The 21291-nt window shown below is 73.9% G+C and carries 16 protein-coding genes; 12 read left to right on the top strand and 4 right to left on the bottom strand.

Annotation, left to right across the window (positions count from 1 at the left end; genetic code table 11):
- Positions 1-29: 29 nt before the first annotated feature.
- On the bottom strand, positions 30-893 hold the full coding sequence (locus ACFV8H_RS36660) for a GNAT family N-acetyltransferase (RefSeq protein WP_380408473.1): 864 nt from the start codon (positions 891-893) through the stop codon (positions 30-32).
- 193 nt (positions 894-1086) lie between these two features.
- Here ACFV8H_RS36660 and ACFV8H_RS36655 point away from each other — a divergent pair, with 193 nt between their 5' ends.
- The 6 genes from ACFV8H_RS36655 (at position 1087) to ACFV8H_RS36630 (ending at position 6669) form a co-directional block, all read left to right on the top strand.
- The gene (locus ACFV8H_RS36655) at positions 1087-1980 is read left to right on the top strand and encodes a RimK family alpha-L-glutamate ligase (RefSeq protein WP_375893052.1); all 894 of its coding nucleotides are present in this window, start codon (positions 1087-1089) and stop codon (positions 1978-1980) included.
- A gap of 35 nt (positions 1981-2015) precedes the next feature.
- Positions 2016-2855: a RimK family alpha-L-glutamate ligase gene (locus tag ACFV8H_RS36650; RefSeq protein ID WP_380408471.1), complete on the top strand. Its 840-nt coding sequence runs from the start codon at positions 2016-2018 to the stop codon at positions 2853-2855.
- 148 nt (positions 2856-3003) lie between these two features.
- A complete protein-coding gene (locus ACFV8H_RS36645) occupies positions 3004-3891 on the top strand; it encodes a putative RNA methyltransferase (protein ID WP_380408469.1) in 888 nt (295 codons plus the stop codon).
- A gap of 121 nt (positions 3892-4012) precedes the next feature.
- Positions 4013-5413: an AAA family ATPase gene (locus tag ACFV8H_RS36640; RefSeq protein ID WP_380408467.1), complete on the top strand. Its 1401-nt coding sequence runs from the start codon at positions 4013-4015 to the stop codon at positions 5411-5413.
- A gap of 77 nt (positions 5414-5490) precedes the next feature.
- A complete protein-coding gene (locus ACFV8H_RS36635; protein WP_380408478.1) occupies positions 5491-5871 on the top strand; it encodes a nucleotide pyrophosphohydrolase in 381 nt (126 codons plus the stop codon).
- Positions 5872-6039: 168 nt separating this feature from the next.
- The gene (locus tag ACFV8H_RS36630; protein ID WP_380408465.1) at positions 6040-6669 is read left to right on the top strand and encodes a DUF6099 family protein; all 630 of its coding nucleotides are present in this window, start codon (positions 6040-6042) and stop codon (positions 6667-6669) included.
- Here ACFV8H_RS36630 and ACFV8H_RS36625 read toward each other — a convergent pair.
- Positions 6621-6851: a hypothetical protein gene (locus ACFV8H_RS36625; protein WP_380408463.1), complete on the bottom strand. Its 231-nt coding sequence runs from the start codon at positions 6849-6851 to the stop codon at positions 6621-6623. The two genes, ACFV8H_RS36630 and ACFV8H_RS36625, sit on opposite strands and share 49 nt — an antisense overlap.
- Positions 6852-7277: 426 nt before the next feature.
- On the opposite strand from ACFV8H_RS36625, the gene helR reads away from it, so the two are divergent.
- Positions 7278-9443: an RNA polymerase recycling motor ATPase HelR gene (helR, locus tag ACFV8H_RS36620; RefSeq protein ID WP_380408461.1), complete on the top strand. Its 2166-nt coding sequence runs from the start codon at positions 7278-7280 to the stop codon at positions 9441-9443.
- A 91-nt stretch (positions 9444-9534) separates the two neighbouring features.
- Here the strand turns inward: helR and dapD are convergent, their stop codons facing one another.
- Complete coding sequence (gene dapD, locus ACFV8H_RS36615) at positions 9535-10539, bottom strand: 2,3,4,5-tetrahydropyridine-2,6-dicarboxylate N-succinyltransferase (protein WP_380408459.1); 1005 nt, start codon at positions 10537-10539, stop codon at positions 9535-9537.
- A gap of 140 nt (positions 10540-10679) precedes the next feature.
- On the opposite strand from dapD, the gene ACFV8H_RS36610 reads away from it, so the two are divergent.
- The 3 genes from ACFV8H_RS36610 (at position 10680) to argF (ending at position 16126) form a co-directional block, all read left to right on the top strand.
- Entirely contained in the window at positions 10680-12251 is a 1572-nt protein-coding gene (locus ACFV8H_RS36610) for a 3' terminal RNA ribose 2'-O-methyltransferase Hen1 (protein ID WP_380408457.1), read from the top strand.
- Entirely contained in the window at positions 12248-14950 is a 2703-nt protein-coding gene (locus ACFV8H_RS36605; RefSeq protein ID WP_380408456.1) for a polynucleotide kinase-phosphatase, read from the top strand. Before ACFV8H_RS36610 ends, ACFV8H_RS36605 begins: the two co-directional genes overlap by 4 nt.
- A gap of 174 nt (positions 14951-15124) precedes the next feature.
- Complete coding sequence (argF, locus tag ACFV8H_RS36600; protein WP_380408454.1) at positions 15125-16126, top strand: ornithine carbamoyltransferase; 1002 nt, start codon at positions 15125-15127, stop codon at positions 16124-16126.
- A 10-nt stretch (positions 16127-16136) separates the two neighbouring features.
- Here argF and ACFV8H_RS36595 read toward each other — a convergent pair whose 3' ends face one another.
- Complete coding sequence (locus tag ACFV8H_RS36595; protein WP_380408453.1) at positions 16137-16670, bottom strand: superoxide dismutase family protein; 534 nt, start codon at positions 16668-16670, stop codon at positions 16137-16139.
- A 346-nt stretch (positions 16671-17016) separates the two neighbouring features.
- Between ACFV8H_RS36595 and acnA the strand changes: the two genes are divergently transcribed.
- Both acnA and ACFV8H_RS36585 read left to right on the top strand, forming a co-directional pair.
- Positions 17017-19677 (top strand): aconitate hydratase AcnA, encoded by a 2661-nt coding sequence (acnA, locus tag ACFV8H_RS36590; protein WP_380408452.1) that lies wholly within the window; start codon positions 17017-17019, stop codon positions 19675-19677.
- A gap of 165 nt (positions 19678-19842) precedes the next feature.
- Positions 19843-21153 carry a glycoside hydrolase family 18 protein gene (locus ACFV8H_RS36585; protein ID WP_380408450.1) on the top strand — a complete coding sequence of 437 codons (1311 nt, stop codon included), beginning with the start codon at positions 19843-19845 and terminating at the stop codon, positions 21151-21153.
- Positions 21154-21291 lie beyond the last annotated feature (138 nt).

The raw sequence follows: 21291 nt of genomic DNA, 5'->3' as shown, positions 1-21291 counted from the left end.
GGCGCCGGCGGGGCCGGTGCCGCGCGGGTCTAGGCCTGGGGGTCCGCAGCGGCGGGCTCCGCGATGAGGGCCGTCGCGAACGGGCGGAAGCCGGCCCGGCGGTAGATCCGGGCGACGTCCTCGTCGGCGGCGGACAGGAACACCGTCCGCACACCGTTGGCGCGGGCGTGCGCCACCAGGGCCGCGGTGACCGCCAGGGCCAGCCCGCGGCGCCGGGCGGAGGGCAGCGTCCCGACCCCGACCACCTCGGTGACCGAGCCCACCGGGTTGTGCTGGCCCGCGCAGAGCACGTCGCCGCCCTCCAGCGCGGCCGCCAGCACGCTGACCCCGTCGGTGATCCGCTGCGCGATCCGCGTCACCCCGCCCGCGGACGTCAACGTCGCCGCGCTCACGGCCAGTTCGGCCGCGCCCGCGCTGCCGGTGGCGGTGCCCGGGGCGCCGAAGGCCACGTGCGGGACGGCCACCGCGTCGGCCAGCTCGGGAGCGTCCGCGGCCAGCACCCGTACCTCCACCCGCTCCGGTAGCGCCGGCGCCGGAGCCGTCCCGTCCTGCGGGCCGAGCACCAGCAGCGGGTGCTCGTGCACCGCCAGGCCGGCCGCCTCCACCGCCGCGCGCAGCTCGGGGTTCTGCTCGGCCACCCACTCGAAGGCCTCCGGCAGGCCCAGCTCCCGCTGCCGCTCCAGCACCCGGCGGACGTCCTCGGCGGTGGCGGCCGGGCCGCCGTGGCCGGGGGTCGGGCGGGCGTAGTAGTGCCAGCCGGTCTCGCCGCGGCGGACGAAGAGGGTCAGCGGGCCGAAGTCCTCCGCGGTGGCGGCGCTGCGGGGCACGGCGTCGTAGTAACGCTCGATGCCGTCGAGCAGGGCGGGGTCCGGAGCATGATCAGCAGAAGTCACGGCGTGCATCCAAGCAGGGGCCGGAGTGGAACGCCACCGGTTTGTGCGGCGGACCGGCGTTCGATTGTTGCCGAACGCTTACCCGCTCGCGGCGATCTTGTGCGTGTACGCCGGGCAAGCTGATGCCTTCACAGCTCTGCCGAGGGGGACGGCGGACATCCGCACTCGGCGAGGCAAGGGGGAAGTCAGGCCCATGAGGCTCTGCTTTCTGGTGGAGGAGCACTACCGGCGGGACGGCATGCCGCTGGACGTCGCACGTCAACTCACCTCCTGGGGACACCGGGTGGACGTGCTGCGCCCCGGTGACTCGCTGCTGGCGATCTCCGAGGCGGTCCGGGCCGGCAGCCACGACGCCTGGGTGCTCAAGACCGTCTCCGGCGGCCCAGGGCTCACCCTGCTGGAGGCGGCCGCCGCGGTCGGCCTCACCACCGTCAACGACGTCCGCTCGATCCGCGGCGTCCGGGACAAGGCGCTCGCTTCGGTGATAGCCCGCACCCGCGGCCTGCCCGCCCCGGTCACCTACGCCGCCGCCCGCTGGGAGCGGCTCGCCGAGATCCCGGCCGCCGAGTACCCGCTGGTCGTCAAACCCGCGGACGGCAGCTCCGGGCGGGGCGTACGGCTGGTGGCCGGACCCGACGACCTGATCGGCCTCGGCCCCGAACTCGCCGGGGAGGGGCTGCTGATCGCGCAGCCGTACGTGCCCAACAACGGCACGGACCTCAAGGTGTACTGCGTCGACGGCGAGCTCTTCGCGACCGAACGGGAATCGCCGCTGCACCCGGGGCAGGGCGTGCGCGAGCGGCCGGTGCCGCTGCCGGCGAGCGTCGCACGGATAGCCGCGCAGGTCGGCGAGGTGTTCGGCCTCGACCTGTACGGCGTCGACGTGCTGCTCGGGCCGGACGGGCCGGTGGTGGTGGACGTCAACGACTTCCCGAGCTTCCGGCAGGTGCCCGACGCGGTGGAGCGGGTCGCCCGGGCGGTGCTGCGGCTCGCGCGCAGCGGTACGGCCGTGTCGGTGCCCGCGCTGGTTCCGGCCGGTGGCGAGGAGTACGGCCGGGTCGGCCTGGTGGACGGTGGGCTGCGGTGAGGGTCGGACCGGGGGTCGGGCCGGGGGTCGGGCCGATGGGCAGGCCGATGGGCGGGCCGAGGGGCGAGTTGAGGGGCGACTTGAGGGTCGGGCTGATCACGGGAAACCCGGGGCACCCGCTGCTCGCGGCGGCCGCCGGAGTGCTGGAGCGGCGCGGCTGCCGGGTGGAGACCGTCCCGCTCGACGGCGGTGTTCCTCGGGGGGTGCTCGCCGACGTCTACCTGCTCAAGGCGCGTACGCCGCAAGCACTGGCGCTGGCCGGGGAGTTGGAGCGGAGCGGGGCCGCGGTGGTCAACTCGGCCGCGGCGACCGGACTTTGCCAGGACCGGGTGCGGATGGCCTCGCTCGCCCGGGGCGCCGGACTGCCGTTCGCGGCGACGGTCACGGCCGGCCCGCTGGGCGAACTCGCCGACCAGGCCTACCCGTTCGTGGTGAAGAGCCGGCACAGCCGGCGCCACGACCTGGTCGCGCTGGTCGACGGCGCGGCACGGCTGCGGGAACTCGCCGAACGTTGGCCGCAGGAGGAGGTCGTCACCCAGCCGTACCTCCGGAGCAGTGGTTGGGACCAGAAGCTCTGGGTGGTCGACGGGCAGGTCTTCGCGGCCCGGCGGCGATCCGAGCTCTCCGTCGGCGATGACGGGGTGGGGGTGGCGCAGGAGTGGGAGCCGTCCGCCCGGCGGGCCGCGCTCGCCCTGCGGGTGGGCGAGGTGTTCGGGCTGGAGGTGTACGGGGTCGACCTGCTGGACGGGGCCGACGAGCCGGTGATCGTCGACGTCAACGCCTTCCCCGGGGCGCGCGGGCGGGCCGGGGCGCCGGAGGCGCTCGCGGGGCTCGCCCTGCGGGTGGCGGCGGAGCGGGGGCGAGTTCCGGTGTAGGTGGGCCCGGGCCGGGCCGGTCCAGGGCGGGGCTTTGGCGGGGCTGGGCCGGTGTCGTCCCTGCGCGGCGGCCGACCACCGGCCCGGGTGGTTAGGCTGGCTGGCGCCCCCGACCGGCCGGGGCCGAACGGCGAGAGAAGACGGAACGTTGCTGCAGGACATCGAGCCCTACCTGGCCTGCCCCCACTGCGCGCAGGACCTCACCCGGCACGAGCGCAGCCTGCGCTGCCCCGCCGGGCACAGCTTCGACCTCGCCAAGCAGGGCTACGTCAGCCTCCTCGCCGGTGACGCCCACACCGGCACCGGCGACACGGCCGAGATGGTCGCCGCCCGCGCCGACTTCCTCGCCGCCGGCCACTACCGGCCGATCGCCGACGCCCTGGCCGCAGCGGCCGCCGCAGTCGTGGCCGATGGGGCGGACACCGGGGCGGACGCCGGGGCGGGCGGGGGAGCGGACGGCCCGGGGGGCCTTGTCGCCGACCTCGGCGCCGGTACCGGCCACTACCTCGCCCACGTCCTGGACGCCCTGCCCGGCCGGGTCGGCGCCGCCCTCGACATCTCCAAGTACGCGCTGCGCCGCGCCGCCAAGGCCCACCCCAGGGTCGGCGCGGTGGTCTGTGACGCCTGGCGCCCGCTGCCGCTGCGCGACGCCTGCGCCGACCTGGTCCTCAACGTCTTCGCCCCGCGCAACGGACCCGAGATCCGCCGCGTGCTGCGCCCCGGCGGCACCCTGCTGCTGGTCTCGCCCACCGCCCGCCACCTGCGCGAACTCGTCGCTGCCCTCGGCCTGCTGTCGGTCGACGAGGAGAAGCAGCGCCGGATCGACGAGAAGCTCGGCCCCTACCTCACGCCGGCCGGCCGACAGCCGGTCGAGTTCACCCTGCGGCTCTCCGCCCAAGACGTGCGGACCGTCGTCGGCATGGGGCCGAGCGCCTGGCACACCGACCCCGGTCGGCTCGCCGCCGCCCTGGAGGAACTGCCCGAGCCGGTCGAGGTGACCGCCTCGGTGACGGTGGCCACGTACCGGCGGCCGTAACGTAGCCGCGGACCGCCGCGGACCGCCGCGGGTCAGCGGCGCGGGACGGGCCCGCCACGTAGGGATGAATCTGGCGAGCAGGGACGTTTCGCCCCGCCGGGCTGCGGCTAACGTCCGACGGGTGAACCGCGACGCCGCCGCGCCCGCCGGGCCGGCCCAACTGCGCCCGGGCGCCCCGGGCCCCGACCGGCCGCCAGTGCCACGCCCCACCGTCGAGGAGCTGCGGCTCACCGCCTTCAAGTCCTACCGGCGGGCCGTCCTGCCGCTCGCGCCGCTCACCGTGCTGCACGGGCCGGCCGGGGTCGGCAAGTCCAACGCCCTCGACGCGCTCGCCGTGCTGTCCCGGCTCGCCCTCGGCGAGGAGATCCCCGACTCCCTGGACGGGCTGCCCGACCGCACCGGCCCGCTCGCCACGCCCGTACGCGGTGGCCTCGGCGGATGCGTGCCGCACGGACGGGACGCCGTCATCCTCGGCTGCACCGTCCGCTCGCCGCGCGGCCGGATCCGGCTCGACCTGGTGATCCGCACCGACGGCGCGGTCCGGATCGCCCGGGAGTCGCTCACCCTCGACGGCCGGACCCTGGTGGACACCGGCGAACAGGACGTCCGCAACGGGCGCGTCAACGTCTGCTGGCACAACGACACCCGGCAAGGGGACATCCGGGCGCCGTTCCCCAGCAGCACCATGATCACCGCCCAGCTGCCGCTCCGGGTGGCCGGCTCCTCCACCGGCGAACGGCTCGTCCTCGCCGCCGCCGAGGACCTGCTCACCGCACTGCGCGAGGTCTTCCCGCTGCACCCCGTCCCCGCCCTGATGCGCGGCTGGGCCAAGGCCGACCCGCAGACCCGGCTGCGCAGCAACGCCGCCAACATCTCGGCCCTGATCAACCGGCTCGCCCACGAGTGCCCGCGCCGGTACGGGCAACTGCTGCGGGCCGTCCAGGAGGCCGCGCCCCACCCGCTGCTCGGCCTCACCCTCGCCGAGCGCGAGAGCCGGACCGGGCGCCGGGTACTGGCCGTCTTCGACGAAGGCGTGCTCGGGCGCACCGGCGCCGACCAGGCCTCCGACGGGATGCTGCGCCACCTAGCCTTCGCGGCGGTGCTGCTGACCGGGGCGGGGGTGCTCGACCTCGACGTGGCCGCCGAGGTGCCATGGGCGCACCGGCAGCTCACCGTGCTGGCCGAGGACCTCGGGGCCGGGCTCGCGACCGAGCAGACCGCCTCGCTGCTGCGGCTCGCGCGGGACATGGCGGGGCGCAACCAGCTGCGGGTGGTGGCCGCGCTCCAGGAGCCGGCGGCGGCGCGGGCGGCGTTCGGGGCGGGCGAGGAGCGGACGGGGGCGGTGGCGCTGGTGGAGTGCCGGCGGGATCCGGCGACGGGGTCGACGGTGCTGCGGCCGGAGACGGCCCGGGTGCCGGTGCAGTACGGGCGCGGGGACGGGGACGGGGAGGAGGGCCCGGCGGGCGCGGGGGGAGGCTCCGCTGTGACCGGGGGAGCGGATGCGGTAGACCTGGGGGCGTGAACGAGCGAGTGACGAGGTCGGGGGAGTCGGCGGCGGCCGGGGCGGCCGGGGCCGATGTGGTTTCCGGGGCCGACGTGGTGTCCGGGGGCCTGGCGGAGCAGCCCAGGGAGCCGACGCTGGAGGGGCTGCGGCAGCGGCTGGTGGAGTTCGCGGCGGCCCGGCGGTGGGAGCCGTACCACACGCCGAAGAACCTGGCGGCGGCGCTGAGCGTGGAGGCCGGGGAACTGCTGGAGATCTTCCAGTGGCTCACGCCGGAGCAGGCCGCCGCGGTGATGACGGACCCGGAACGGGCCCACCGGGTACGCGACGAGGTCGCGGACGTGCTGGCGTACCTGGTGCAGTTCTGTACGGCGGTGGGGGTGGACCCGCTGGAGGCGCTCGCGGCCAAGATCGAGCGCAACGAGCACCGCTTCCCGGTGCCGGGCGAAGGGGCTGACGTCAATCCGAACAAGGGCTGATCACCCTTGTGAGGGACGGAAGTTATCCACAGCCCCCGGGTTTTCCACAGCTTTCGAAAGGGCGGATGCGTCCCACCCCGCCCTCCCCGCACGCTCTCCCCGTGACCACCCCACCGCCCCGGCGGCGGTGCTGGTCGACGGCGACGACGAGCGGAAGGAGCGGGGGCCATGGAGGCACTGCGACTGATCAAGACGGCCCGGCACGCCCTGGCCGAGGCCAGGCACGTACCCGATGTGCTGGCCGAGGCGCGGCAGGCGGCGCTGCTCACCGAGGCGGTGGGTGCCCGGCTGGCGGAGTCGGAGGGGGACGAGCTGACGGGCCTCGGCCAGCAGCTCTCCGAGGCGGGCGCCCACGCGGCGGTCTGCTTGGAGCGGTCCGTCGCCACGAACGCCCTGGTGAGCGGCGGTAGGGCCGGGCGGCTCACCGAACTCGGCGAAACGGCGGCGACGATGGGGGCGCTGGAGGAACTCCTGAGGGAGGTCGGGGAGACGCTCGTGGTACTGGCCTGCGGGGCGGACACCGAGAGCCTGTACTGGACGTGCATCGATGGGGTCGATGCGGTGTCGGAGTGCAAGGACGTCGCCGCGCGGTTGCGCGCGGCGACCGGGCGCGGCGAAGCGGTGGAGCGGTCGGTGCTCGGTGGCGCAGAACCGGAGCCGGAGCCGGACGGTCAGGGTGCGCCGTTACTGGTGGTCCGGCTCGGCCCGCCGGGTGCGGGCGGGCCGACGGAGGAGGAGCGGGCGCCGGACTACCGGGTGCCGGACACGGAGTCGGAGGTGTCGTTGACGGTGGGATAGGCGGAAGCCGGGGCGATGTCCCGGGTGTCGGACTGGAGCGCGGCGAGGTCCGCGGTCACCGAGGCGAGCAGTTCCTGCATCTGCTCGAGCAGGGTCTTGGGGGTCGCGGGTCCGGCCGAGTCACCGGTGGCCGAGCCGGTCGGGCTGCTCGGGAACGGCGGCGTGGCAGAGGGTTCGGACATGACGGGGACCTCTTCGGATCGGTGGTGCGGTGTGCCGCACCGACCAACGAACCGTTCCGGCGGCCGGTCACCGCGCACCACCCGATGCGGTCCAACTCCGGTACGCCGTAAGCCTCTCGGGTGATCCGGGGTTGCCGCTGCAACACGGCCTCGGCTAGGGGCACGAATTGACGAGGGTGGAGGAGGCCAGGGGCCAGGGGCCGGAGGCGGTGGGTGGGCGGTGGGCGGGCGGAGGCGGGAGGGAGGGGAGGGGGGAGGGGGCGGGCCCCAGAGAACCGGTGAGGAACAAGAGCAGGGCGCCCGGAGAAGAGAGAGGAAGGGGGAGAACCCACCCCTTGCCACTCTCAACATATAGCGCAAGGGGGGTCTTGCGGCAAGGCCCCCGGGATGGCGCACAATCGCAGGCCTCAGATCGGAGCTGATGCCATGAACCCCCTGACCACCAGCGCTTTCGACCTCCCCGAGCGGTTGTCCGCCAAGGCCGACCCGGCGCTCGTCGCGGCCGACGAGCGGCACTTCGCGGCGATCGCGGAGAGCCTGGAGCGGGTGATCGCCGAACTCTCCGACCAGCTCGACGTCGTGCGGCGCGCCCCGGGGGGTGCCGGGCAGGCGGCGATGGACCGCGACATCGAGGTGTACCGGCTGAGCGACCGGCTGCGCGCCCTGCGCCGCTACGGTCTGGACCTGTGCCTGGGGCGCATCGTCGCCGAGGAGGGCGCCGAGCCCCTGTACGTCGGCCGGCTCGGGCTGACCGACAGCGAGGGCCGGCGGCTGCTGGTCGACTGGCGCTCGCCCGCCGCCGAGCCGTTCTTCGCGGCGACCCACGCGGACCCGATGGGCCTGGCGAGCCGCCGTCGCTACCGCTGGACTCGCGGCCGGATCTCCGACTACTGGGACGAGGTGTTCACCGCGGAGGGCCTCGCCGGGCACGCCGCGCTGGACGACCAGTCCGCCTTCATCGCCAGCCTGGGTGGCAACCGCTCGGCCCGGATGCGGGATGTGCTGGCCACCATCCAGGCCGACCAGGACGCGATCATCCGGGCCGGCTCGCGCGGCGCCCTGGTGGTCGACGGCGGCCCGGGCACCGGCAAGACCGTGGTGGCCCTGCACCGCTCCGCCTACCTGCTGTACGCCGACCCCCGCCTCGGCCACCGCCGCGGCGGAGTGCTGTTCGTCGGCCCGCACCAGCCCTACCTGAACTACGTCGCCGACGTCCTGCCCAGCCTCGGCGAGGAGGGTGTGCGCACCTGCACCCTGCGGGACCTGGTGCCCGAGGGCGCGGATGCGCCGGAGGAGGCGGACCGGGAGGTGGTGCGGCTCAAGTCCTCGGTGGAGCTGGTGCGGGCGATCGAGAAGGCCGTCCGGTTCTACGAGGAGCCGCCGGCCGAGGAGCTGCTGGTCGGCACCCCCTGGGCGGACCTGCGACTGAGCGCCGCGGACTGGGCCGAGGCCTTCGACGCCCCGGATCCGGGCACCCCGCACAACGAGGCGCGCGAGCAGATCTGGGACGAGCTGGTGGCGATCCTGCTGGACAGGCTGGAGCAGGACGACGAGGAGGAGGTCTCGCCCGAGCAGTTCCGTCGCGCGCTGCGGCAGGACCGGGAGCTGGTCGGCACGCTCAACCGGGCGTGGCCGCTGCTGGAGGCGGCGGAGCTGGTCGGCGACCTCTGGTCGGTGCCCGCCTACCTGCGGATGTGCGCGCCGCACCTCACCCCGGAGGAGGTCCGTGCGCTCCAGCGCAAGCACGCCCCGCAGGCGTGGACGGTCTCCGACCTGCCGCTCCTGGACGCGGCCCGCCAGCGGCTCGGGGATCGCGAGGAGACCCTGCGCCGGCAGCGTCGGCGTGCCTCGGCGGCGGCCGAGCGCGAGCGGATGGCGGACGTGATCGGCGACTTGATCCAGGCCGACGACGACGGTGAGGGCGTGGTGACGATGCTGCGCGGCCGGGACCTCCAGGACACCTTGGTCGACGAGGACGCGCTGCCCGCCGCCGACGCGGAGCCGCTGGCGGGCCCGTTCGCCCACATCGTGGTGGACGAGGCCCAGGAGCTGACCGACGCCCAGTGGCAGATGCTGCTGCAGCGCTGCCCGTCCCGGAGCTTCACCATCGTCGGGGACCGGGCCCAGGCCAGGCACGGCTTCGCCGAGTCGTGGCAGGAGCGGCTCGACCGGGTCGGCTTCGACCGCACCACGATGGCCTCGCTGAGCATCAACTACCGCACGCCGGCCGAGGTGATGGCGGAGGCCGAGCCGGTCGTCCGGGCGGCGCTGCCGGACGCCAACGTGCCGACCTCGGTGCGCAGCAGCGGCCTTCCGGTGCGGCACGGTGCGGTGGCGGAGCTGCCGGCCGTCCTGGATTCCTGGCTCGCCGAGCACGACGAGGGCGTCGCCTGCGTCATCGGCGATCCGGGGTTCCGGGAGCGGGCGCGGGTCCGTTCGCTCACCCCGGAGTTGGCCAAGGGGTTGGAGTTCGACCTGGTGGTCCTGGTCGACCCGGAGGCGTTCGGTGACGGTGTCGAGGGTGCGGTCGACCGCTACGTCGCGATGACCAGGGCGACCAGTCAGCTCGTCGTCCTCCGGGGCCGCCCCTAGCCTCCGGAGCCGCCCGTAGCCGTCGGGGCCGTACCGGCCGAAGGGGCCCGGCGCATCCGCACCGGGCCCCTCAACGGTCTTGCCCCACAGGTCAGTTGTGGGCGTGCAGGTCCGCGTTCAGGCCGCCCCAGGAGCCGGAGCGGGCGATGACCTCGACCGCGCCGGTCTGCGAGTTGCGGCGGAACAGCAGGTTGTCCTGGCCGGACAGTTCGACGGCCTTGGCCACCGTGCCGTCCGGGGTGGTGACCCGGGTGCCGGCGGTGACGTACAGGCCGGCCTCGACGACGCAGTCGCTGCCGAGCGAGATGCCGATGCCCGCGTTGGCGCCGAGCAGGCAGCGCTCGCCGACGGAGACGACCTGCTTGCCGCCACCGGACAGGGTGCCCATGATCGAGGCGCCGCCGCCGATGTCGCTGTGGTCGCCGACGACGACGCCCGCGCTGATCCGGCCCTCGACCATCGAGGTGCCGAGGGTGCCGGCGTTGAAGTTGACGAAGCCCTCGTGCATCACGGTGGTGCCGGCGGCGAGGTGGGCGCCGAGCCGGACGCGGTCGGCGTGGGCGATGCGCACACCGCCGGGGGCGACGTAGTCGGTCATCCGCGGGAACTTGTCGATCCCGTAGACGGCCAGCTGGCCGCCCTGGGCGCGGACGGCGAGGCGGGCCTGCTCGACCCGGTCGACCGGGACGGGGCCGATGCTGGTCCAGGCGACGTTGGCGAGCAGGCCGAAGATGCCGTCCAGGTTCTGGCCGTGCGGCCGGACCAGCCGGTGGCTGAGCAGGTGCAGCCGCAGGTACACGTCGTGGGTGTCGAGCGGCTTCTCGTCGAGCGAGGCGATGGTGGTGCGCACGGCGACCACCTCGACGCCGCGGCGGGCGTCGGCGCGCAGCGCTTCGGCGGCGCCGGCGCCGAGTTCGGCCTCGGCCTGCTCGGAGGTCAGGCGCACGGTGCCGGCCGGGCCGGGCTCGGTGGCCAGCGCGGGGGCGGGGTACCAGGTGTCGAGGACGGTGCCGTCGGCGGCGATGGTGGCCAGACCGGTGGCCACGGCGCCGGTCGCCGGGGTGGTGGATTCGGGCGAGGTGGATTCAGCAGTCACACCGTGCACGTTAACCAATGGGGGGCCCGGCTGCCGAACACGCCCATCGTCCGGACAGGCGGGCGGACCCGCAGGCCAGCGCCGCGCGGGGCGGGAAAACCCGGTGCCCGGACGTCTCCCGCTGGGCAATACTCGGCCGGGTGTTCATGTCGATTTCCACTACCGGCAGCGCCGAGAGCCCCGCGACGGATCTCGGGTTCCTGCTGCACAAGCATCCCGGCAAGGTCCAGCGGTTCACGACGTCGCACGGGGAGGCCCACGTCTTCTACCCCCGGGCGGACGACGAGGCCTGCACCGCGGCGCTGCTGCTGGACATCGACCCGATCGCGCTGGTCCGCAAGGGCCGGGGCGACGGCAGGGGGCGCGGCGGCTCGCCCGACTTCGCGCTCTCCCAGTACGTCAACGACCGCCCGTACGCGGCGTCCTCGCTGCTCGCGGTGGCGTTGCGGACGGTGTTCCGGTCGGCGATGAAGGGCGACTGCCCGGCCCGTCCGGAGCTGCCGGCGCTGGTCCGCCCGCTGCGGATCGAGCTGCCCGCGGTGCCCGCGAACGGTGCGGGCGAGGGCGGCGGTCCGGCGATGGTGGCCCGGCTGTTCGAGCCGCTGGGCTGGCGGGTGGAGGCGACGGCGGTCCCGCTGGACGAGGCCTTCCCGGAGTGGGGCGAGTCCCGCTACGTGCGGGTCGTGCTCGCCTCGGAGTCGGTGCGGCTGGCCGAGGCGCTCCAGCAGCTGTACGTGCTGCTGCCGGTGCTGGACGGTGCGAAGCACTACTGGGTCGCCCCGGACGAGGTGGACAAGCTGCTCGCCGCCGGTGAGGGCTGGCTGGCGGCGCACCCGGAGCGCGCGTTGATCGCCCGCCGCTACCTGGCCCGGCGCTGGTCGCTGACCCGGGCCGCGATGGAGCGGCTGGAGCTGGCCCGGCTGGCCGAGGCGGACGACCGCGAGGTCGAGGAGATCGACAACGCGGTCGACGACCGGCCCGAGGAGGAGGGGCGGGTGGCCGCCGGGCCCGCCGAGGACGGGCGGGAGGGCCGGCACGAGCCCCGGCCGCCGTCCCTCGCCGAGCGGCGCCGGGCCGCGATCCTGGCGGCCCTGCGCGACGGCGGTGCCGCCCGGGTCGCCGATCTCGGCTGCGGCCAGGGCGAGTTGATCGGTGAGCTGATGAAGGACGCCCGGTTCACCGAGATCCTCGGGGTGGACGTGTCGGCGCGGGCGTTGCAGGCGGCGAAGCGCCGGCTGCACCTGGAGCGGTTGCCGGAGCGGCTGGCGGCGCGGGTGACGCTGGCGCAGGGTGCGCTGACGTACACCGATGCCCGGTTGAAGGGGTACGACGCGGCGGTGCTGTGCGAGGTGATCGAGCACCTGGACCTGCCGCGGCTGCCGGCCCTGGAGTACGCGGTGTTCGGGGCGGCCCGCCCGAGGACGGTGGTCGTCACCACGCCCAACGTCGAGTACAACGTCCGCTGGGAGAGCCTGCCGGCGGGCCGGGCCCGGCACGCCGACCACCGCTTCGAGTGGTCGCGCGCCGAGTTCGGCGCTTGGGCGGGGAAGGTCGCGGCGGCGTACGGCTACACGGTGGAGCTGCGCCCGGTCGGCCCGGAGGACCCGGAGGTCGGCCCGCCGACCCAGCTCGCCCTGTTCCGCACCGCCACCGACACCGCCACGAACGTCGAAACCGCAACCACCACGCCCGAAGGAGGCGAGACCCGATGACCGAGGACGCGACCCCCACCCCCGACGAGGCCCCCGCCCCCGACCAGGCCCTCGACCACACCCCCGACGAGGCCCACACCCCCGACCAGCCCCCCGCCCCCCGCCGCCTGCCCGTCACCGACGTCTCCCTCGTCGTCCTGATCGGCACCAGCGGCGCGGGCAAGTCCAGCTTCGCCCGCCGCCACTTCCTGCCCACCCAGGTGGTCTCCTCCGACGTCTGCCGCGGCCTGGTGTCCGACGACGAGAACGACCAGTCGGCGTCCGCCGAGGCCTTCGACCTCCTGCACTACATCGTCGGCAAGCGCCTGGCGGCCGGGCGCCTCACCGTGGTGGACGCGACCAACGTGCAGCCGGAGGCCCGCCGTCAGCTGGTGGCGATCGCCCGGGCGCACGACGTGCTGCCGATCGCGATCGTGCTGGACGTCCCGCCGGGGGTGTGCGCCGAGCGCAACCGCGCCCGCCCGGACCGCCAGTTGCCCGCCCACGTCGTTCCGCGCCAGCACCGCGAGCTGCGCAGGTCCCTCAAGGGCTTGGAGCGCGAGGGTTTCCGCAAGGTGCACGTGCTGCGCGGCGAGGCCGAGGTGGCGGCCGCCGTGATCGAGCCGGAGAAGCGCTACAACGACCTGCGCCACCTCACCGGCCCGTTCGACGTCGTCGGCGACATCCACGGCTGCCGTTCCGAGCTGGAGACGCTGCTGACCCGCCTCGGCTACTCGCTGGCCCGGGACGCCGAGGGCCGCCCGGTGGACGCCGTCCACCCGCGGGGCCGCACGGCCGTGTTCGTCGGCGACCTGGTCGACCGGGGCCCGGACACCCCGGGTGTGCTGCGCCTGGTGATGGGCATGGTGGCGGCCGGTCACGCGATCTGCGTGCCGGGCAACCACGAGAACAAGCTGGGCCGGGCGATGGACGGCAAGAAGGTCACCGTCTCGCACGGCCTCCAGGAGTCGTTGGACCAACTGGCCGGGGAGAGCGAGGAGTTCCGGGCCGAGGTGCGGGCCTTCATGCGCGGCCTGGTCAGCCACTACCTGCTGGACGGGGGCGCCCTGGTGGTCTGCCACGCCGGGCTGCCGGAGCGCTACCACGGTCGCGCCTCCGGCCGGGTGCGCTCGCACGCGCTGTACGGGGAGACCACCGGCGAGACCGACGAGTACGGCCTGCCGGTGCGCTACCCGTGGGCGGAGGAGTACCGGGGCCGGGCGCTGGTGGTCTACGGCCACACCCCGGTGCCGAGCGCGAGCTTCCTCAACAACACCATCTGCCTGGACACCGGCTGCGTCTTCGGCGGCAGCCTGACCGCGCTGCGCTACCCGGAGCGCGAGCTGGTGAGCGTCGACGCGGAGCGGGAGTGGTACGCCCCGGTGCGTCCGCTGCGGACCGACGCGCCGGGCGCCCGGGAGGGCCGTCCGCTGGACCTCGCCGACGTGGCGGGGCGCCGGGTGGTGGAGACCGCCCTGCACGGCCGGGTGGCGGTGCGGGAGGAGAACGCGGCGGCCGCGCTGGAGGTGATGAGCCGCTTCGCGCTGGACCCGCGGCTGCTCGCCTACCTGCCGCCGACCATGGCGCCGAGCCCGACCTCCCGCCGGGAGGGCTACCTGGAGCACCCGGAGGAGGCCTTCGCCGCCTACCGCGCGGACGGGGTCCGGCACCTGGTGTGCGAGGAGAAGCACATGGGCTCGCGCGCGGTGCTGCTGGTCGCCCGGGACACCGCCGCGCTGGAGCGGCGCTTCGGGGTGGCCGGTCCGGGGGCGATCTGGACCAGGACCGGGCGGGCCTTCCTCGACGACGAGGAGTTGACCGGCGCGGTGCTCGGCAGGGTCCGGGCGGCGGCCGAACGGTCGGGCCTGTTCGAGGAGTTGGGCAGTGACTGGCTGCTGCTGGACGCCGAGCTGATGCCGTGGTCGTTGAAGGCGGTGGAGCTGCTGCGCCGCCAGTACGCCGCGGTCGGCGCGGCGGCCGGCGCCGCCCTGCCGGAGGTGCTGTCGGCGCTGGAGCAGGCGGCCGCGCGCGGGCTGGAGCTCGGCGGGCTGACCGCCCGCCAGCGCCGCCGCGCCGCCGACGCCCGGGCGTTCACCGAGGCGTACCGGCGCTACTGCTGGCCGACCGAGGGCCTGTCGGGCATCCGGCTGGCGCCGTTCCAGCTGCTGGCCGCGGAGGGGGCGAACCTGGCGGTGCGCCCGCACGACGAGCACCTGGCCCTGATCGACCGCCTGGTCGCGGCCGACGCCGAGGCGGCCGCCGAGGCGGCCGGCGAGGCTGCCGGCGACGGGGTGGCGCCGGTGCTGCACCGCACCGGCCGGGTCCTGGTGGACACCGGGGACGAGGCCTCGGTGGCGGCCGCCACCGCCTGGTGGGAGGAGCTGACGGCGGCGGGCGGCGAGGGCATGGTGGTCAAGCCGCTGGCCTCGGTGGTGCGGACGGTGCGGGGCGAGGGCCGTCCGGGCGGCCTGGTGCAGCCGGGTGTGAAGGTCCGCGGGCGGGAGTACCTGCGGATCGTCTACGGCCCGGACTACACCGAGCACCTGGAGCGGCTGCGGATGCGCTCGCTGGGCCACAAGCGGTCGCTGGCGCTGCGCGAGTACGCGCTGGGCCTGGAGGCGCTGGACCGGCTGGCGGCGGGGGAGCCGCTGTGGCGGGTGCACGAGGCGGTGTTCGCGGTGCTGGCCCTGGAGTCGGAGCCGGTCGACCCGCGCCTGTAGACCCGCGCCGGTAGGACCGCCGGTAGGACCGCGCCGGTAGGACCGCGGGACCGGGCACGGGAGGGGAAGTCCCACCGGGGGCTTCCCCTCCTTCACCGCCAGTCTGTATAGAAATTCCGAGCGTCGTATACACTTGCCACTTTCCCCCAAGCCCCGTCACCCCAGGAGCCCGGCATGGCCTTCAACCTCCGGAACAGGCACTTCCTCAAGGAGCTCGATTTCACGCCCCAGGAGTTCCGCTTCCTGGTGGACCTCGCGGCCGCGCTCAAGGCCGCCAAGTATGCGGGCACCGAGCAGCCCCGGCTGCGGGGGAAGCACATCGCGCTGATCTTCGAGAAGACCTCCACCCGCACCCGCTGCGCCTTCGAGGTGGCCGCGCACGACCAGGGTGCCACCACCACCTACCTGGACCCGTCCGGTTCGCAGATGGGCCACAAGGAGTCCGTCAAGGACACCGCCCGGGTGCTCGGCCGGATGTTCGACGGGATCGAGTACCGCGGCCACGGCCAGGAGATCGTCGAGGAGCTGGCCGAGCACGCCGGCGTCCCGGTCTGGAACGGCCTGACCGACGAGTGGCACCCCACCCAGATGCTGGCCGACGTGCTCACCGTCACCGAGCACACCGCGAAGCCGCTCACCGAGGTCGCCCTCGCCTACCTCGGCGACGCCCGCTCCAACATGGGCAACTCGCTGCTGGTCACCGGCGCCCTGCTCGGCATGGACGTCCGGATCGTCGCCCCGCGCGCGCTGTGGCCCGCCGAGGACGTACAGAAGGCGGCGCAGGAGCTGGCCGGGCGCACCGGTGCCCGGATCACGCTGACCGAGGACGTGGCGGAGGGCGTGGCCGGCGCCGACTTCCTCTACACCGACGTCTGGGTCTCGATGGGCGAGCCCAAGGAGGTGTGGGCCGAGCGGATCGCGCTGCTCAGGCCGTACCAGGTGTCCATGGACACCGTCCGGGCCACCGGCAACCCGAACGTGAAGTTCCTGCACTGCCTGCCCGCCTTCCACGACCTCGGGACCGTGGTCGGGCGGCAGATGTACGAGGCGACCGGGATGACCGAGCTGGAGTGCACCGACGAGCTGTTCGAGTCGGCGCACTCCATCGTGTTCGACCAGGCCGAGAACCGCCTGCACACCATCAAGGCCGTCCTGGTCGCCACCCTGGGTTCGTGAGGGGCGGGCGCTACCGCTCCAGCTTGACGCAGCCCACCCGGTCGCCCGCCGCGTGCGGGCCGGCCGGGGTGCCCGCGTGCAGCACCAGCGAGCGCGCCTCGCCGGGCCGCGGCTGCCAGTCGACCGCGGTCGTGGCGGTGCCCGTGCCCCCGGCGTCGGTGCGCAGCACCAGCCGCAGTTCGTTGCGCTCGTTGGCGTACGCCGGGTCGGTGGACGGCTGCACCGGGTCGACCGCGTCCTGGTAGTGCGGCCCGGAGGCGGCCGGGTCGGCCCCGCAGGTGCCGGTGTGCAGGTGCACCGGGAACGTGTGGTCGGGGGCGAGGCCGGTGGCCGTCAGGGTGAGCACCGTGCGCCCGGGCTCCGAGCGGTCGGTGACGATCCGGGCGTGCGAGCCGTACGGGACCAGGTCCTGGGCGTAGCTGATCGCGGCCGGCGGGACGAAGGCGGTCGCCGGGTCGAAGGCCGCCTCCACGACGGAGACCGGTGGGGCGGCGGGGGCGAGCAGGGCCAGCGGCAGCAGGGCGGCGGCGAGCGGAGCGGGCATCGGTCGGGGCCTTCCACGGGCAGGGCGACGGTCACCCTGCTAACGCGGCCGGGCCGTGCGGGACACTCGCGGGGTTCGGCCGCGCGGGGGCTCGGTCGGTCGTGGGGCCGCTGACCGGCCGCTGACCTGCGCCGAAACGCACCGGGGCATGCCTGCGGTGGTGATGGCGGCGGCATGCACTATGGTTTATCTCGACATCGAGATAACTGCCCCTTACGATATATCTCGACATCAAGATACTTGCCGAGAGGCGCTCGCCGGCGATGCGGCAAGGTAAGCCTAAGTAAGGCTGACCTTACCAGCGTGGCGGCCGGATATCGCACGAAGCACCCAGAAGGAGTCAGTCGTGTCCGCGAACAGCTTCGACGCCCGCAGCTCGCTGCAGGTGGGCGACGAGTCGTACGAGATCTTCAAGCTCTCCGCCGTCGAGGGTTCCGAGCGGCTGCCCTACAGCCTCAAGGTGCTGCTGGAGAACCTGCTCCGCACGGAGGACGGCGCGAACATCACCGCCGACCACATCCGCGCGCTCGGCGCCTGGGACGAGAACGCCCAGCCGAGCCAGGAGATCCAGTTCACGCCCGCGCGCGTGATCATGCAGGACTTCACCGGCGTCCCCTGCGTGGTCGACCTGGCCACCATGCGCGAGGCCGTCAAGGAGCTGGGCGGCGACCCGGCCAAGATCAACCCGCTGGCCCCGGCCGAGCTGGTCATCGACCACTCGGTCATCGCCGACAAGTTCGGCACCAAGGACGCGTTCACCCAGAACGTCGAGATCGAGTACGGCCGCAACAAGGAGCGCTACCAGTTCCTGCGCTGGGGCCAGACCGCCTTCGACGAGTTCAAGGTCGTCCCGCCGGGCACCGGCATCGTCCACCAGGTGAACATCGAGCACCTGGCCCGCACCGTCATGGTCCGCGGCGGCCAGGCCTACCCGGACACCTGCGTCGGCACCGACTCGCACACCACCATGGTCAACGGCCTGGGCGTGCTGGGCTGGGGCGTCGGCGGCATCGAGGCCGAGGCCGCGATGCTCGGCCAGCCGGTCTCCATGCTGATCCCGCGCGTCGTCGGCTTCAAGCTGACCGGCGAGCTGCCGGCCGGCACCACCGCCACCGACCTGGTGCTCACCATCACCGAGATGCTGCGCAAGCACGGTGTGGTCGGCAAGTTCGTCGAGTTCTACGGCGACGGCATCGGCTCCATCCCGCTGGCCAACCGCGCCACCATCGGCAACATGTCGCCGGAGTTCGGCTCGACCTGCGCGATCTTCCCGATCGACGCCGAGACCATCAACTACCTCAAGCTCACCGGCCGCGACGAGCAGCAGCTCGCCCTGGTCGAGGCGTACGCCAAGGAGCAGGGTCTCTGGCACAACCCGGCGCACGAGCCGGCCTACTCGGAGTACCTGGAGCTGGACGTCTCCACCGTCGTCCCGTCGATCTCCGGCCCGAAGCGCCCGCAGGACCGCGTGATCCTGGCCGAGGCCGCCGAGCGGTTCGCCGAGGCGCTGCCGACCTACTCCGCCGAGGCCTCGAAGCCGACCGCCGTCACCGCCCCCGACGGCTCGACCTACGAGATCGACAACGGCGCGGTCGTGATCGCCTCGATCACCTCCTGCACCAACACCTCCAACCCCTCCGTCATGCTGGGCGCCGCCCTGCTGGCGAAGAAGGCCGTGGAGAAGGGCCTGTCGGTCAAGCCCTGGGTCAAGACCACCCTGGCGCCCGGCTCCAAGGTCGTCATGGACTACTACGAGAAGGCCGGCCTGCTCCCGTACATGGAGAAGCTGGGCTTCAACCTGGTCGGCTACGGCTGCGTCACCTGCATCGGCAACTCGGGCCCGCTGCCCGAGGAGGTCTCGGCCGCCGTCAACGAGTCCGACCTCGCGGTCGTCTCGGTGCTCTCCGGCAACCGCAACTTCGAGGGCCGGATCAACCCCGACGTCAAGATGAACTACCTGGCCTCCCCGCCGCTGGTGGTCGCCTACGCCCTCGCCGGCAACATGAACATCGACATCACCAAGGACGCCCTGGGCCAGGACGCCGACGGCAACGACGTCTTCCTCGCCGACATCTGGCCGACCGAGCAGGAGGTCGCCGACACCGTCGCCGGCTCCATCGACGAGGCGATGTTCGACAAGGGCTACCAGGACGTCTTCGCCGGTGACCACCGCTGGCAGTCGCTCCCGGTCCCGACCGGCAACACCTTCGAGTGGGACGCCGAGTCCACCTACGTCCGCAAGCCCCCGTACTTCGAGGGCATGGCCAAGACCCCGAGCCCGGTGACCGACATCGCCGGCGCCCGCGTCCTGGCCAAGCTGGGCGACTCGGTCACCACCGACCACATCTCCCCGGCCGGCAACATCAAGCCGGGTACCCCGGCGGCGCAGTACCTGACCGCCAACGGCGTCGAGAAGCGTGACTTCAACTCCTACGGCTCGCGCCGTGGCAACCACGAGGTCATGATCCGCGGCACCTTCGCCAACATCCGTCTGCGCAACCAGATCGCGCCGGGCACCGAGGGCGGCTACACCCGCGACTTCACCCAGGCCGACGCCCCGGTGTCGTTCATCTACGACGCCTCGCAGAACTACCAGGCCGCCGGCACCCCGCTGGTCGTCCTGGCGGGCAAGGAGTACGGCTCCGGCTCGTCCCGCGACTGGGCCGCCAAGGGCACCGCGCTGCTCGGCGTCAAGGCCGTCATCGCCGAGTCCTACGAGCGCATCCACCGCTCGAACCTGATCGGCATGGGCGTCCTGCCGCTGCAGTTCCCGGAGGGCGAGAACGCCGAGTCCCTCGGCCTGACCGGCGAGGAGACCTTCTCCTTCACCGGCGTGACCGAGCTCAACGAGGGCCGCACCCCGAAGACCGTCAAGGTCAAGGCCGTCGGCGCGGACGGGACCAGCAAGGAGTTCGACGCGGTCGTCCGCATCGACACCCCCGGCGAGGCGGACTACTACCGCAACGGCGGCATCCTGCAGTACGTGCTGCGCTCGCTCATCGGCTGAGCCTGGGTGAGTGACTGAGGGGGCCGGACCGCACACCGCGGTCCGGCCCCTTTTGCATACCGCGCCGGAAGTGGACGTCCTCTTGTGCGTTCCCCGGTCCATGGACTAAACCTCTGTGCCATCTGGTCCAGACCATTTGACGCCGCCTCAGAGAACGGGTCCGGTATGCCCACTCGCGCCTCAGCGCTGCTCGCCGCCACCACCGTCGCCGCCCTGCTCGTCGCCCCCACCGCCGCGAACGCCGCGGAGAGCGGCCACCACGGGCCCGCCCTGAAGGGCCAGCGGGTCGGCTACTTCACCCAGTGGGGCGCCGACAGCTCCGCCAAGCGCGTCCAGGACTCCGGCCAGGCCGCCAGGCTGACCGTGATCAACTACGCCTTCGGCAACGTCTCCGCGGACGGCACCTGCTTCGAGAGCAACGACTCCGGCCAGGGCGACGCCCACAACGACTACCAACGCGCCTTCTCCGCCGCCGAGTCGGTGGACGGCGTCGCCGACGCCCCCGGCCAGCGGCTCAAGGGCCACCTCAACCAGCTGCGCAAGCTCAAGGCGAAGAACCCGCAGCTGCGCACCGTCATCTCGCTGGGCGGCTGGAGCTGGTCCAAGTACTTCTCGGACGCGGCCGCCACCGACTCCGCCCGCAAGAAGTTCGTCTCCTCCTGCATCGACCTCTACCTCAAGGGCGACCTGCCGGTCCTGCCCGGCTCCCCGGAGGGCGGCGCGGGCGCGGCCGCCGGCGTCTTCGACGGCATCGACATCGACTGGGAGTACCCGGGCGGCGGCGGGGACGCCGGCAACGTGGTCCGCCCCGAGGACGGCCGCAACTACACCCTGCTGATGGCCGAGTTCCGCCGCCAGCTCGACGCGCTGAGCGGCCGGAAGGGCGAGCACTACCTGCTCACCGCCGCCGTCGCCGCCAACGAGACGGTCGCCGACCGGCTCGAACTGCCCGAGCTGAGCCGGTCGGTGGACTGGCTCAACCTGATGACCTACGACCTGCACGGCCCCTGGGAGGGCAAGGGCCCGACCGACCACCAGGCCAACCTCTACTCGGACCCCGCCGACCCGGACGCCCGGCAGCGCAGCGCGGACGCCGCCGTCACCCACTACCAGGACCGCGGCCTGCCCTCCCGGCAGCTCGTCCTCGGCGCCCCGCTGTACGGCCACGGCTGGACCGGCGTCGCCCCGGGCAAGCGGGGCGGCCTCCACCAGAGCGCCACCGCCGCCGCCCCCGACCACTCCTACGCCGAGCTCAACGCCCTGCCCGGCAAGGTGTACGTGGACCGCGACCACGGCGCGTCCTGGAAGTACGACGGCTCCACCTTCTACAGCTACGACACCGCCGAGGTGCTCACCGAGAAGGCCCGCTACGCGCGCTGGAACGACCTGGCCGGGGTGATGGTCTGGTCCCTGGACGGCGACGACGCCAAGGGCAGCGCGATCGCCGCCCTCGACCGCGGCCTGCGCCGGGACTGACCCCGGTCCCGGGCGCCGACCGGTACGCCGGAGGGGCCCGCCCCCACCGGGGGGGGGGGGCCCCCCCGCGGGGGGGGGGGCCCGGGCGCAGGCGGGGGGGCGCCGGGCGCGGGCCCGGGCGGCCCCGGGCGCCAGCGC

This window comes from Kitasatospora sp. NPDC059827 (assembly GCF_042731675.1).
Lineage (GTDB): Bacteria > Actinomycetota > Actinomycetes > Streptomycetales > Streptomycetaceae > Kitasatospora.
Note: the sequence above shows the minus strand (reverse complement) of the source record. Positions and strands in the feature narration are given on the sequence as shown.